Origin of the sequence: Kitasatospora sp. NPDC059146, assembly GCF_042786665.1 — a bacterium.
In the GTDB taxonomy this organism is placed as follows: Bacteria; Actinomycetota; Actinomycetes; order Streptomycetales; family Streptomycetaceae; genus Kitasatospora.
Genome location: NZ_JBHZCY010000102.1, coordinates 19,947 through 33,640 on the forward strand (window position 1 = coordinate 19,947; position 13,694 = coordinate 33,640).

11 protein-coding genes and 1 pseudogene are annotated in these 13,694 nt (G+C 75.1%); 9 read left to right on the forward strand and 3 right to left on the reverse strand.

Going from position 1 to position 13,694, the window contains the following annotated elements; translation table 11 throughout:
• The first annotated feature begins 96 nt into the window (after nucleotides 1-96).
• The 4 genes from ACFXPX_RS32295 (at nucleotide 97) to ACFXPX_RS32310 (ending at nucleotide 4,360) form a co-directional block, all read left to right on the forward strand.
• The gene (locus tag ACFXPX_RS32295; RefSeq protein ID WP_375890114.1) at nucleotides 97-855 is read left to right on the forward strand and encodes an ABC transporter ATP-binding protein; all 759 of its coding nucleotides are present in this window, start codon (nucleotides 97-99) and stop codon (nucleotides 853-855) included.
• Complete coding sequence (locus ACFXPX_RS32300) at nucleotides 852-2,798, forward strand: FtsX-like permease family protein (RefSeq protein WP_380644264.1); 1,947 nt, start codon at nucleotides 852-854, stop codon at nucleotides 2,796-2,798. The genes ACFXPX_RS32295 and ACFXPX_RS32300 overlap by 4 nt, the downstream gene beginning before the upstream one ends.
• Nucleotides 2,799-3,137: 339 nt before the next feature.
• Entirely contained in the window at nucleotides 3,138-3,848 is a 711-nt protein-coding gene (locus ACFXPX_RS32305) for an exonuclease domain-containing protein (protein ID WP_375890118.1), read from the forward strand.
• A complete protein-coding gene (locus tag ACFXPX_RS32310; protein ID WP_380644265.1) occupies nucleotides 3,845-4,360 on the forward strand; it encodes a GNAT family N-acetyltransferase in 516 nt (171 codons plus the stop codon). Before ACFXPX_RS32305 ends, ACFXPX_RS32310 begins: the two co-directional genes overlap by 4 nt.
• Nucleotides 4,361-4,425: 65 nt before the next feature.
• Here ACFXPX_RS32310 and ACFXPX_RS32315 read toward each other — a convergent pair whose 3' ends face one another.
• From ACFXPX_RS32315 to ACFXPX_RS32325, 3 genes are all read right to left on the reverse strand, one after another.
• A complete protein-coding gene (locus ACFXPX_RS32315; RefSeq protein ID WP_380644266.1) occupies nucleotides 4,426-5,232 on the reverse strand; it encodes a hypothetical protein in 807 nt (268 codons plus the stop codon).
• A 34-nt stretch (nucleotides 5,233-5,266) separates the two neighbouring features.
• Nucleotides 5,267-6,250: a polysaccharide deacetylase family protein gene (locus ACFXPX_RS32320; protein ID WP_380644267.1), complete on the reverse strand. Its 984-nt coding sequence runs from the start codon at nucleotides 6,248-6,250 to the stop codon at nucleotides 5,267-5,269.
• Nucleotides 6,251-6,469: 219 nt separating this feature from the next.
• Complete coding sequence (locus ACFXPX_RS32325; protein WP_380529318.1) at nucleotides 6,470-7,363, reverse strand: phosphotransferase enzyme family protein; 894 nt, start codon at nucleotides 7,361-7,363, stop codon at nucleotides 6,470-6,472.
• Nucleotides 7,364-7,847: 484 nt separating this feature from the next.
• Between ACFXPX_RS32325 and ACFXPX_RS32330 the strand changes: the two genes are divergently transcribed.
• The 5 genes and pseudogenes from ACFXPX_RS32330 to ACFXPX_RS32350 all read left to right on the forward strand — a co-directional run.
• A complete protein-coding gene (locus ACFXPX_RS32330) occupies nucleotides 7,848-10,052 on the forward strand; it encodes an MMPL family transporter (protein WP_380529316.1) in 2,205 nt (734 codons plus the stop codon).
• A gap of 305 nt (nucleotides 10,053-10,357) precedes the next feature.
• Nucleotides 10,358-10,564: a cold-shock protein gene (locus ACFXPX_RS32335; protein ID WP_196949043.1), complete on the forward strand. Its 207-nt coding sequence runs from the start codon at nucleotides 10,358-10,360 to the stop codon at nucleotides 10,562-10,564.
• Nucleotides 10,565-10,734: 170 nt separating this feature from the next.
• Entirely contained in the window at nucleotides 10,735-12,486 is a 1,752-nt protein-coding gene (locus tag ACFXPX_RS32340) for a DEAD/DEAH box helicase (RefSeq protein WP_380590844.1), read from the forward strand.
• Nucleotides 12,487-12,784: 298 nt separating this feature from the next.
• Nucleotides 12,785-13,498 (forward strand): ricin-type beta-trefoil lectin domain protein, encoded by a 714-nt coding sequence (locus ACFXPX_RS32345; protein WP_380529311.1) that lies wholly within the window; start codon nucleotides 12,785-12,787, stop codon nucleotides 13,496-13,498.
• Nucleotides 13,480-13,694, forward strand: a pseudogene (locus ACFXPX_RS32350) (hypothetical protein); the annotation flags it as partial. The gene ACFXPX_RS32345 and the pseudogene ACFXPX_RS32350, both read left to right, overlap by 19 nt.

Here is a 13,694-nt window from a genome sequence, read left to right on the forward strand (position 1 = left end):
CGGCGCCCGGCGGCTGGCCGGAGCCCTCGGCGGGGCGTAACGATTCCCCCATCACCCCTGGTCAGGGCGGTCGTGGCCGTGGTAGGTGTAGCCCCCGTGAAGATCACGGGGGATGACGGGGCCGTACTGCGCCTCGAAGACGTACACCGCACCTACGGCACCGGCCCGGAGGCCGTCCGGGCACTCAGGGGGGTGGACGTCGGCTTCGACCGCGGCACGTTCACCGCCGTCATGGGGCCCTCCGGCTCCGGCAAGAGCACCCTGCTGCAGTGCAGCGCCGGCCTCGACCGACCCGACCGCGGCCGGGTCGTGCTGGACGGCACCGACCTCGCCGGGCTGACCGAGACCCAGCTGACCGTCCTGCGCCGACAGCGGCTCGGCTTCGTCTTCCAGGCGTTCAACCTGGTCGGCTCGCTCACCGCCGAACAGAACGTCGGCCTGCCGCTGCGCCTGGCCGGGCGCCGCCCCGACCGGGCCGAGGTCCACCGCGCGCTCGCCCAGGTCGGCCTCGGCGAGCGGGCCGGCCACCTGCCCTCCCAGCTCTCCGGCGGCCAGCAGCAGCGCGTCGCCATCGCCCGCGCCCTGATCACCAAGCCCCGGATGCTGTTCGCCGACGAACCCACCGGCGCCCTCGACAGCTCCAGCAGCCGCGACGTGCTCGCCCTGCTGCGCGACCTGGTCGACCGCGAGGGCCAGAGCACCGTCATGGTCACCCACGACCCGGTCGCCGCCGCCCACGCCGACCGGGTGCTCTTCCTCGCCGACGGCCGGATCGTCGACGACCTGCCCCGCCCGACCGCCCAGCAGGTCGCCGAGCGGATGACCGCCCTGGAGACGGCGGGGACGCCGGCATGACCTCGCTCGGGACCCTGCTGCCCGTCGCCGCCGCGAGCCTGCGCCGCCGCAAGGCCGCCTTCGCCGGCTCCTACGTCGCCCTCACCCTCGGCGTCACCCTGGTCGCCACCACCGGCAGCCTCCTCAACGAAACCGCCGGGGACGACTCCCCGCTCGGCGCGCCCTCGCTGCACAAGGTGCTCCAGTTCACCTCCGCGATGGCCGCCTTCGTCGCCGTCTTCGTGGTCGCCGGCACCTTCGCCTTCGCCGTCGCCCAGCGCCGCCAGGAGATCGCGATGCTGCGCGCCGTCGGCGCCACGCCCCGCCAGATCGTCCAACTGATCACCGGCGAGGCCGTCGTCGTCGCCCTCGCCTCCGCCGTCAGCGGCTGCCTGCTCGCGCTGCCCGGCGCCCCCGCCCTCGCCTCATGGCTGGTCGCCCGCGGCGCCGCCCCCGAGGGCTTCACCGCCCGGCCCGCCGCCGGCCCGATGCTGCTGGCCGCCGCCGTCGGCCTGGCGGTCGCGCTGCTCGGCGCCGTCACCGCCGCCGTCCGCGCCGGGCGGGTGCGCGCCGTCGAGGCGCTCGGCGACGCCGCCGCCGACCGCACGGTGATGACCGGGGCGCGCTGGGCCTTCGCCGTCCTCGGACTGCTCGGCCTGGTCGGCGTCGTCTCCTACTACCTGTCGGCGGCGTCGCTGCCGCCCGCCCCCGGCGACCAGCCGGACGACCCGCAGCTCGCCTCCCAGTGGGTGATGGGCGCCGACCTGGCCACCATCACCACCCTCGCCCTGTTCGCGCCCGTCGTCGTGCCCCTGCTGGTCCGACTGCTCAGCGCCCCGCTCGCCCGGCTCACCGCCGCCGCCCCGCTGCTCGCGCGGCAGAACGCGCTCACCGCCGTGCGCCGCACCGTCTCCACCGCCACCCCGGCCTTCCTCACCATCGCGCTCGCCGGCACCGCCGTCGGCTCCACCGCCGCCTTCGCCGACGCCATGACCGCCCAGGCCGGGGCCACCGCCGCCGCCCGCTACGTGCTGCGCCCCGGCGCCGCCCCGCTGCCCGCCGACGCCGCCCACCGGCTCACCGCCGGCCGGCCCGACCTGCACGCCACCGCCACCACCTCCACCGTGGTCACCGGCCTCGGCGCCGACCGGCCCGCCTTCGACGACCACGGCGAGGACTCGCCCGCCAGCGCGCCCTCCGCCGCCACCGTCGTCGACGGCGACCTCGCCACCGCCTGGACCCTGCCCGCCGTCGACGGCACCGCCGCCGACCTGCACGGCGCCACCCTCGCCGCCTCCACCGACCAGGCCCGCGGCCACGGCTGGAAGGTCGGCGACCAGGTCAACCTGCGCCTCGCCGACGGCACCGTCACCGGCCTGCGGCTCGTCCTCGTCTACCGCACCCAGCTCGGCCTGGACGAGTTCCTGCTCAGCGGCGACGCCGTCACCGGCCACCTCGACGGCGCCCGCCCCGGCGCCGTCCACCTCAGCGCCGAACCCGCCGACCGGCTCGGCGGCGTCCTCACCGACGCCCGCGACCCCGGCCCCGACCCGAACGCCCACTACGCCTGGATCGCCACCACCACCATCCTCGGCCCCGCCCTGCTCTACGCGCTGATCGCCATCGTCAACACCATGGTGATGAGCGCCGCCGACCGCCGCCGCGACTTCACCGTGCTGCGGCTGGCCGGGACGGTGCGCCGCCAGGTGCTGGGGATGGTCGCCCTGGAGGCCGCCCTGGTGGTGGCCACCGCCGCCGTCCTCGCCCTCGCCGTCACCGCGCTCACCCAGTACGGCACCACGGCCCTGCTCAACCACCGCGTCCTGGCCGGGCAGGCGAGCGTCGCCCTGCGGCTGCCCTGGCTGCCGCTGGCCGGCGGCGCGGTGCTCTGCCTGGCGCTCGCCGTGGCCGCCAGCACGCTGTCCGCGCGGGTCGCCCTCGCGGGCCGGGCGGCGGCCCGGTAGGCCGTCCGGCCGGCGACCCACCGGTCGTCATCCGTCTCGGCCGCTCGGCCGCTCGGCCGCTCGGCCCCGGTGCGCACCTGCGCGCGCCGGGGCCGAGCGGTCGTGGCGTCCCGCGACCTCCTCACCTCCGGCCCGGTCGACCGGCCAACCGGGCTCCGGGCAAGCGGAGTTGGACCTTCCGCCGACCCCCGCAGCCGGCCGGCCGGCACCCCGCAGCGCCCCCGGAAGCCCCCCGGAAGTCCCCCGGCCACCCCCGGACCGGCCGCCCTGACGGCCGGGTTGTCGGTGGGGCGGGTGATGATAGGGGCTGTTTCGCCGGAGGACGGAAGGACACACCTGATGAGCTGGTGGCAGCAGCCACTGGTCGGCTTCGACCTGGAGACCACGGGCACCGACCCGGCCGTGGACCGCATCGTCACGGCCGCCCTCGTGGACACCGTCGGCGCCGTCCGGGTGGATGCCGCCAACTGGCTGCTCGACCCCGGGGTGCCGATCCCCGCCGAGGCGGAGGCGATCCACGGCATCGGCGACACCCTGGCGCGCAGCAGGGGGCGGCAGGCCAAGGAGGCGGTCGAGGAGATAGCCGCGGCGCTCTGCGCGCGGATCGCGGACGGGCGGCCCGTGGTGGCCTTCAACGCCCCGTTCGACCTGTCCCTGCTCGACGCCGAGTTGCGCCGCCACGGGCTGCCCACGCTCGCCGAGCGCCTCGGCGCCCCGGTCGGGCCGGTGCTGGACGCGCTGGTCATCGACCGGGCGGTCGACAAGTACCGCAAGGGCTCGCGCACCCTCCAACGGGTCTGCGAGGTGTACGGGGTGGAGCTGACGGACGCCCACGAGGCGGGCAGCGACGCGCTGGCCGCCGTCCGGGTCGCCGTCGCACTGGCCGGGCGCTACCCGGCCGAGGTGGGGGAGGTGGCCCCGGCCGAACTGCACCGGCGCCAGATCGACTGGTACCGGGACTGGGCCGAGGGCCTCCAGTCCTGGCTGCGCCGCGGCAAGGACCCGCTCGCGGTGGTGGACCCGCGCTGGCCGTCCCGACCGTCCGGATGACCGGGGCCGCGGACCCGGTACGCCCGGACCACCCCGTGCGTCCCGTCCACCCCGTGCGCCCGGCGGTCCCGGCGGACCTGCCCGGCTTCCTGGCGCTCGCCGCCGAGGTCGAGCACTGGTTCGGCCCGATGGTGGCCGAGCCCGGCTTCCGCCGCGCGGTGGAGAAGGCCGTCGCCCGGGGCACCGCGACCGTCGCCGAGTCCACCGGGGGCCTGCTCGGCGGCCTGCTGTTCGGCCCCGCGCAGGACGGGCCGCACCATCTGCACTGGCTGGTGGTCGCCGACCGCGCCCGGGGCACCGGCGTCGGCCGGGCGCTGGTCGAGGACGCGCTGCGCCGCCACGTCCGCGCCCCGGGCACCGTCGAGGTGGTCACCTTCGGCCCGGACCACCCCGGGGCGGTGGCCAGCGGTGCCCGGGTGTTCTACGAGCGGCTGGGCTTCACCCCGGCCGCGGCCGCGGCCCCCGGGCCGGAGGGCGGCTCCCGGCAGGTCTACCGGCGCCGGTTCGGCTGAGGGGCTCGGCCGACGGGTTCGGCCGCGGTCCGACCGAGCGGTCCGGCCGAGCGGTCCGATGTCCGTCACTGGAGGTCCAGTCCGACCGGGTGCGTCACGTCCACCGGGCAGGCGAACACGTGCAGTTCCCCGTGCCGCCCGACCGACAGGTCCGGATCCCCGCCGCTCTCCACCGTCAGCAGGTGCGCCATCCGCGCGCCGCAGCGGCCGCAGTCGACCGGGACGAGATCGGTGAGGTGCCAGGACGGCCAGCCGCCCAGCTTCCAGCCGTCCGCCCGGCCGAGGTCCCGCTGGTACCCGATGCCCCGCCGCTCGGCGAACTCCTCGACGGCGCGGGCGAGTTCCGGGGGCAGTTCGCCCCGGTCGGGCAGGTCGAGGAGCTGTTCGGGGCGCACCGCGCACGGGCGCGGCAGGTACTCCGGCGCGCTGTGGCGGGGCGGCGGGGGAGTGGCCGGGGCGAGGTCGGCGGCGCGCTGCCAGTGGAGTTCGACGGCGGGGCCGTAGTAGTAGCGCTCGCCCTGGATGTCGTCGTGGTCGTTGGGGCACCAGAGCACCTGGAGCAGGTCGGTGCCGTGCGGCCGGGGCAGGTGCGGGGCGTCCTCGGCGCGGATCCGGGCGAGCGGGACCAGCGCCGTCGCGGCGGCGGGTGGTTCCGGGGCCCTGCGGGGGAGGACGTCCTCCTCCTCGGGGTGGCGCGCGGTGCAGTGCGGCCAGGGCTCGCCGGTCGGCCACTGGGCCGGGCCGCCGATCCGGCTCGCCCCGAGGTCGGCGGGGGCGCCGCCGGGGGCGGCGTACGGGTGCAGCAGGGTGGCGGGCCGCAGGTGGCGGGCCAGGCCGGGGACGGCGGCGACGAGGGCGGCGGTGTCGGTCACGGCCGCCCACCCTACGGGCCGCGGTCCAACGGCCTTACGCGGCGGGGAAGTCGAAGGTGTACCCCTGGGCGACGAGCCAGGGCAGCAGCTGCTTGAGCGCGGCCACGGTCTGGCTGCGGTCGCCGCCGCCGTCGTGCATCAGGATCACGCTGCCGGGCTTGAGCTGGCTCTGCACGGTGGAGACGATCGCGGCCACGCCCGGGCGGGACCAGTCGCGGGGGTCGACGGACCAGCCGAGCGAGTCCATCCCGAGCCCGGCGGCGATGTGCTCGTTGTCGGCGTTGAAGCCGCCGCCCGGGGCGCGGAACCAGCCGACCCGGGTGCCCGGCCCGCCGGCCTTGACGATCATGTCGCGGGCGGCGGAGATCTCGTACACCGCCTTGTCGTGCGGGAGCTTCTCGAACGGCTGGGGGTGGTGGACGCTGTGGTCGCAGAGCCGGTGGCCCTCGGCCAGCACCCGCTTGACCAGGGCCGGGTTGGCGGCGGCGTTCTGGCCGATCTCGCAGAAGGTGGCCTTGACGTGGTACTGGGCGAGCAGGTCGAGGACCTGGCCGGTGGCCGGGCCGGGGCCGTCGTCGAAGGTGAGGGCGACGGTGCGGCCGCCGGAGGCGGTGGAGCCGATCACCTTGGTGGCCTGGCCGGGGTGCGCGGGCGGCGCGGCGGGGGTGCCGGTGGGAGTGCCGGGGGCGCCGGGGGTGGCGCCGGGGGTGGTGCCGACCGGCTTGCCGGTGGCCGTGGCCCGGCCGGGGTCGGCCGGAGCGGTGGGCGTGCGCGGCTGGGCGGCGTCCGAGCCGGGGGCCGGAGCGGTGCCGGCCGCGGTGCCGTTCCCGGTGCCCGGGGTGTTCGCGGCGCCCGGGGTGGTGGCGCCCGGGGTGGTGGCGGTCGCGGTGGGCTGGAGCGCCCCGCTGGCGGTGCCGCACGCGGACAGGCCCAGGACGGCGGCCACCGCGATGCAGCCCGCGAGCAGCCGGTTGCGGTGGGGGCGGAGGGGGCTGCGACGGGTGGGGGTCCGGTGCATGGCGGCGGCTCCTGAGGGGCGAGAAGGGGGCCGATCCCGGAGGCCGATCCCTCGGTCAGGATGACTGTGCGATAGGACGCCGATCGTACGTGTCCCGGTTGCGCGCCGGACCGTTCCGCCTTAAGAGTCTTCTCACACCCGCCGGGGTCGGCCTCCGCCGCCCGGAGGAGGTATCGGGGAGGCGGCGGGGGCAGCGGCGGAGGAGGCGGCGGCCCGCCGTCAGAACGGGTACCAGCGCACCCCGGTGGCCCCCTCCCGGAGCGAGTCGACCCGGCGCCGGAACTCCGCGAGCGCCGCCGGGTTCCCGGCCGCCTGCTGGGCGACCCAGGAGGCGCTGGCGGTCTCCCGGGCCCCGCGCAGCACCGCGAAGCCGGACCAGTCGCGCACGTCCCGGCCGTAGGCCGCGGTGAACGCCAGGTAGTCCTCCTCGGGCACCCCGTAGCGGTCGTGGGCGAGCGCCAGGACCACCAGGTCGTGCTCGCGCAGGTCCCGGGAGAAGGTCTCCAGGTCGAGCAGCACCGGCCCGTCCGGTCCGACGTGGACGTTGCGCGGCAGCGCGTCGCCGTGGATCACTCCGGGCGCGAGCTCCGGCACCAGGCCGGGCAGGGCGGCCGCGAAGGCGTCCCGGCGCTCGCGCAGGAAGGCGACGTCCGCCGGGTCGACCTGCCCCTCGGCGGAGGCCAGCCAGCGCTCCACCGGCGCCAGCAGGTCGCGCCCGTCGAGCGGGAAGGGCGGCAGCGGCAGGGCGTGCAGGGCGCGCAGCAGCGGGGCGAGGTCGGCCGGGCGGGAGGGCCGGACGGCGGGGGCGAGCCGGTGCCAGAAGGTGACCGGGTGGCCGTCGGCCCGGTGCGGCCCGGCCTCGACCCGCTCGTACGGGCGGACCACCGGGATGCCCTGCCCGGCCAGCCAGTGCGCGACGGCCAGTTCGCGCCGGGCCCGGTCGTACAGTCCGGGGCCGCGGCCGACCTTGGCGACCACGGCCGGGTCGCCGAGGTCGAAGACGGCGTTCTCGCCGAGCGCGAGCAGCCGCGCCCCGTCGGGGGCGGGCAGTCCGGCGGCGGCGCAGGCGCCGGTGAGCAGCAGCCGGGCGCGGGCCTCGTCGAAGGGGATCATGGCTGGGCTCCGTTCCGCCGGTGTTCATCCGGGGGATTCCGGACGGTGATCATCATGACGCACGGAGCGGCGCGCCCCGCGGCGGCCGGGCGAGCGGGCCCCGCAGCGGCGGGGGGAGCGCGCCCCGGGGCGGCCGGGCGGTGCCGTGGGGGTTTCCCCTGGTTCGCTACCCCTAGGCCTCCTCCTCCGAGGTAGGGGGTGGACTCCACCCTGAGGGGGAGAAGGCTCCACCCGGAGCACGAGGCCAACGGCAGCGCGGCCGGGAGAGACTGGGGCGGGGCCGGTTCGGGGTGGCCCCGCAACGGGGGTTGGACCACGGGGGCTTTCTTGCCGCACGGCGAGCACGTACTCGTAGGATGACGCCCAGACCTACTTACCTGCCGACCGGCTAGTGGACGCCAGTGCGCGTCCGGCCCGGTCCTGCCGTCGCCCAGCGTCCCGTCCCCCAAGGGCTGCGGTGAACCATGCCCAGGAGGCATCGAGCATGTTCCACCGACTAGGACAATTCGCCGTACGCCGTGCGTGGTGGGTGATCGCCGCGTGGCTCGTCGCCATGGTCGCGATCTTCATATCCGCGCCCAAGGTGAGCTCCCAGACGGACGAGGCGTCGTTCCTGCCCAAGCACTACGAGTCCATCCAGGCCGCCGAGGTGCAGGCCAAGGCCTTCCCGGCCGCCTTCACCCCGGACGCCCTCATCCTCTTCGAGCGCAACGACGGCGCCGCGCTCACCGACGCCGACACCAAGGCCATGGGCAAGCTGACCCAGGACCTCGCCGGCAAGAAGATCGACGGCGTCGAGGCGGTCAACCCGCCCGCCGACAAGCTCGGTTACTCCGAGGACCACAAGTACGCGCTGGGCACGGTCGCCATCGCCAAGGACAAGCAGCAGGACCCGAAGGCGGTCGCGGACGTCGCCAAGGCGCTGCGCAGCGACGGCAAGGACCTGGCGGGCCCCACCGGACTCAAGTTCCAGCTCGGCGGCTCCGCCGCCCAGACCCTGGACCAGCAGGAGTCCTCCAGCGACACCGAGGGCCTCATCACCATGGCCACCCTGGTGCTGGTCATCGTGATCGTCGGCATCATCTTCCGCAGCGTCCTGGCCGGCCTGCTGCCCATCCTGGTCTCGCTGATCATCGCCCTGCCGACCTCCATGGGACTGATCAACTACGCCACCAAGGCCTTCGACCTCAAGAGCACGGCGATCCTCACGCCGATCCTGATCGTCGTCGTGCTCGGCGTCGGCACCGACTACTTCCTCTTCCTCGCCTTCCGCTACCGCGAACGACTGCGGGCCGGTGAGGACCGCAAGTCCGCCGTCGTCAACGCCGTCGGCCGGGTCGGCGAGGCGATCGCCTCCGCCGCCGGCGCCGTCACCATCGCCTTCGCCGCGCTGGTCCTCTCCAGCCTCGGCATGTTCCAGGCCCTCGGCCCGGCGCTGGCCATCGCGGTCGTCGTCACCGCCCTCGCCTCCGTCACCCTGGCCCCGGCCCTGCTCGCCGTCATCCCCGCCCGGGCCGTCTTCTGGCCCGGCAAGAAGTGGATGCGGGAGCCCGGCGACGCGCGCTTCACCGCGCTCGGCCGGGTCGTCGAGAAGCGCCCGGCGCTCACCGCCCTCGCCTCCGGCGGCGTGCTGGTCGCCCTGACCCTCGGCGCCCTCGGCTACAACGGCCTGTTCGACATGACCAGCGGCTCGATGCCGAAGACCGTCGAGTCGATGGTCGTCCAGGACACCATGTCCACCGCGTTCTCCAAGGGCGCCGCCTCCCCCAGCCAGGTCTTCCTGAGCAGCACCGACGGCAGGAAGCTCGACCCGGCCTCCTTCCCGGCCTACGCGGACAAGCTCCACGTCGCCGGCGTCGCCCAGGTCTTCGCACCCGCCCCCACGACCGCCGCGAGCCAGAACAAGACCATCAGCGACGACGGCACCACGGCCCAGTTCACCGTGATGCTCAAGGACGAGCCCTCCAGCAACGAGGCCATCGCCACCGTCACCGAACTGCGCGCGGTCGCCCACGCCCAGGCCCCGGCCGGCACCGAGGCCAAGGTCGGCGGACTCAGCTCGGTGTTCAAGGACATCAACCTGGCGATGACCCACGACTACAAGCTGGTCTTCCCGATCGCCGGGCTGCTCATCCTGCTCATCCTGGCGCTCCAGCTGCGCAGCGTCGTCGCCCCCTGGTACCTGATGGCCTCGGTCGGCCTCGGCTTCGGCGCCACCCTCGGCGCCGCCACGCTGCTCTTCCAGAAGATCGGCCACGAGACCGGCCTGATGTTCATGATGCCGATCCTGATCTACCTCTTCGTGGTGGCGATCGGGACCGACTACAACATCCTGATCATCGCCCGCCTGCGGGAGGAGGCCCGCGCGGGCCGCACCCCGCGCGAGGCGGCCCGCGAGGCGCTGCGCCACGCCGGTCCGACCGTCGCGGCGGCGGGCTTCATCCTGGCGGCCTCGTTCGGGACCTTCATGCTCGCGGGCAACAGCTTCATGCTGGAGTTCGGCTTCGCCATGGCCTTCGGCATCGTGCTGGCGGCCTTCGTGATGGCGATGTTCTTCACCCCGGCGCTCACCGCGCTGATCGGCAACAAGGCGTGGTGGCCCGGCCACGGCGGTGACGCCCGTCCGAGTGAGGGCCACGCCCCGCGGGTCGGCAGCACCATGCCGCCGGAGCCGGTCGGCCGGCACTGACCCGAGGGCCCGGCGACGGGCCGCACAGCAGACGGCGCCCCGCTCCGGCGGGGCGCCGTCCCCTCTTTCCAGGGGGGCCAAACGTGATCTGTCGAGCAGAAAAGTCCCCGGTCAATCGGGGTGCGACCGTGCTACAGTCGAAGCAGTTGCAGTTTTGGTTCCCATGAACGTGTGTGTGCGCCTGCTGGTACCAACCAACAGGCGCATTTGTTTTGTCCGGTGTTTCAGTCTCCGGATGGGGATCGCGGCTACTTGGGGACTCACGAGGTGTGGGTCCCTGATGCCCCAAGTATGAGGAGACGGTTATGGCTACCGGCACCGTGAAGTGGTTCAACAGCGAAAAGGGCTTCGGCTTCATCGAGCAGGACGGCGGCGGCCCGGACGTCTTCGCCCACTACTCGAACATCCAGGCCAACGGCTTCCGCGAGCTCGTCGAGGGCCAGCGCGTCGAGTTCGACGTCACCCAGGGCCAGAAGGGCCCGCAGGGCGAGAACATCCAGGTCATCGCCTGACGTTCAGCCTCTCAGCTGACACGTGATCCTGTGATCTCGTGAAGCGGGGGCCCGTACCGCTCGGCGGTGCGGGCCCTCGTTCATGCCGCAGTACGGCCGGGGCGGCGCACTCCACTCAGACGGCCGACCAGTCCGCGAACGCGGGCTGCCGACCGACGTACGGAGAACCCGTGACCACCCCTGCCCGCACGCCCCGCGACCGAGGCGACCGCACCACCGACCGTTCCGCCGCACGCACCGGCGACCGCACGGCCGAAGGCCGCACCGGCCGCCCCCGCCGCACCGGCGACAACCCCGAGCGCGCCCGCCGCACCGGGGACGGCGCCGCCGCCGCCGACCGCACCCGCAAGCCCCGGGGCCGCACCGGCGCCCCCAAGGCCACCCGCACCGCCGTGGCGGAGCCCGCCGACTTCACCGTCGTCGAGGGCACCCCGGCCCGGCCCCCGGCAGCCTCCTTCGGCGAGCTCGAACTGCCCAAGGCGATCCTCTCCGCGCTCACCCGCGAGGGCGTCACCGAGCCGTTCCCGATCCAGGCCGCCACCCTGCCCGACTCGATCGCCGGGCGCGACGTCCTCGGCCGCGGCCGCACCGGCTCCGGCAAGACCCTCGCCTTCGGCCTGCCGCTGCTCGCCCGCACCGCCGGGCGCCGCGCCGACTCCCGGCACCCGCTGGCGCTCGTCCTGGTGCCCACCCGCGAGCTCGCCCAGCAGGTCACCGACGCGCTCACCCCGTACGCCACCGCCGTCAACCTGCGGATCACCACCGTCGTCGGCGGCATGGGCATCAGCCGGCAGGCCAACGCGGTGCGCCGCGGCACCGAGGTCCTGGTCGCCACCCCCGGCCGACTGGACGACCTGATCGGCCGCGGTGACGTCAACCTGTCCGACGTCGCCATCACGGTCCTCGACGAGGCCGACCAGATGGCCGACATGGGCTTCCTCCCGCAGGTCAGCCGGCTGCTGGAGCAGGTCGCCGAGGGCGGGCAGCGGATGCTGTTCTCCGCCACCCTGGACCGCAACGTGGACCGGCTGGTCAAGCGCTTCCTGACCGACCCGGTCACCCACTCGGTCGACCCCTCGGCCGGCGCGGTCACCACCATGGACCACCACGTCCTGCAGCTGGAGCCCACCGACAAGGCCTCCGCCACCGCGCACATCGCCTCCCGCGACGGCCGGGTGATCATGTTCGTGCACACCAAGCACGGCGCCGACCGGCTCGCCAAGCAGCTGCGCGCCACCGGCGTGATGGCCGCCGCCCTGCACGGCGGCAAGTCCCAGCCGCAGCGCAACCGGGTGCTGGACCAGTTCCGCGAGGGCGAGGTCACCGCGCTGATCGCCACCAACGTGGCCGCCCGCGGCATCCACATCGACGGCCTCGACCTGGTCGTCAACGTCGACCCGCCGATCGACCACAAGGACTACCTGCACCGCGGCGGCCGCACCGCCCGGGCCGGCGAGTCCGGCACCGTCGTCACCCTCGTCCTGCCCGAGCAGCGCCGCGAGGTCAACCGGCTGATGACGGTCGCCGGGATCCGCCCGACCGTCACCAAGATCCGCCCCGGCGACGCCGAGCTGTCCCGGATCACCGGCGCCCGCACCCCCAGCGGCGTCGCGGTCGCGCTGGTCGTCCCGGCCGCCGCCCAGCCCGCGGCCCCGGCCGCCTCGGCCGACGGCAAGGGCGCCGGCAAGTCCGGCAACCCGCGCCGCCGCCCCGCCAAGCGCTCCGGGCTGCCCGCCGACGTCGACATGAACGGCAACCCGCGCCGCCCGCGCCCCAAGCAGCGCCTCGGCGCCGCCACCCAGGGCGAGCGGCCGCAGGCCGCCGGGTTCATCGGGCGCTCCTCCGGCCGGGCCCGGCCGGGCAGCGGCTCCCAGTCCGGCGGCAACTACGGGACGGGGCGCCAGCGCCGCAAGTTCGACTGACGGCCGTCCCGGCCTCCCGGCCCCCGGCCCCGGTTTCGCCGAACGGGCCCCGTGCTCCCCTGTGGTGGGGAGCGCGGGGCCCGTTCCGCGTTTCCGGGCCGCCCGTTTCCGGGCCGTCCGAGCGCCTGCCGACCGAACAGCTGGCGTGAATCCGTTGAAGCTCGCCTTGAACGAGAGCTTGACGGTGACCCGGCGAACCCCGATTCTTCTACACGGCCCACACAACTGCCGCACAGTCACCACCAGTGCACAGACGTCGTGTTGACGCGATTCGCCGACCGGAAGGACCACCGTCCCGATGCGCCGAACCTCCGCCCTGCTGACCACCGCCCTGCTCGCCGGGGCCGCCGCCCTGGCCGCACCCGCCACCTCCGCCCAGGCCGCGCCCTCCTGCGGCGCCTACGTCGCGGGCTGGAGCGCGATCGGCAGCTGCAGCGGCCTCGACCCGATGCAGACCTGGACCGTCGCCGCCACCTGTTACTACTGGAACTCCACCCACACCGTGCAGTTCACCCGCCCCGCGATCGGCGGCGTGGCGATCGGGGACGGCAGCGTCTCCGCGGCCTGCGGCATCGGCGACAGCGTCATGTTCCCGCGCGTCATCCTGGGCGCCACCCCGCCGGCCGGCCCGACCGGCCAGATCACCGGCTACGCCAACAAGTGCGTCGACGTGAAGGGCGCCAACCTCGGCAACGGCACCCCCGTCCAGATCTACGACTGCAACGGCTCCGTCGCGCAGAAGTGGCGGATCGGCGTCGACGGCACCGTCCGCGCCCTCGGCAAGTGCATGGACGTCGCCGGCGGCGGCACCGCCAACCACACCATGGTCCAGCTCTACGACTGCAACGGCACCGGTGCCCAGCAGTGGCAGGCCCGCTCCGACGGCTCGCTCTACAACCCGCAGTCCGGCCGCTGCCTGGACGACCTCGGCTTCGCCACCAACAACGGCAACCAGCTCGGCATCTGGGACTGCAACGGCGCCGCCAACCAGAAGTGGAACCTCCCGGCCTGACGCACCACCACCGGAGCCGGGTCCGCCGCCCGCACCCCCGTCGGGCGGCGGACCTCCCCTCTTGCGGAGCCCGGGACGGGATCCCCGCCCGCCCCGACGGCGCCCTCTACCAGCTCTCCGGCGGCCTCGCCGACGCCGACGCCGGCCACCCGGGCGACACCTCCACCCTCCGCCGGGTCCGACCCGGCCCCACCCC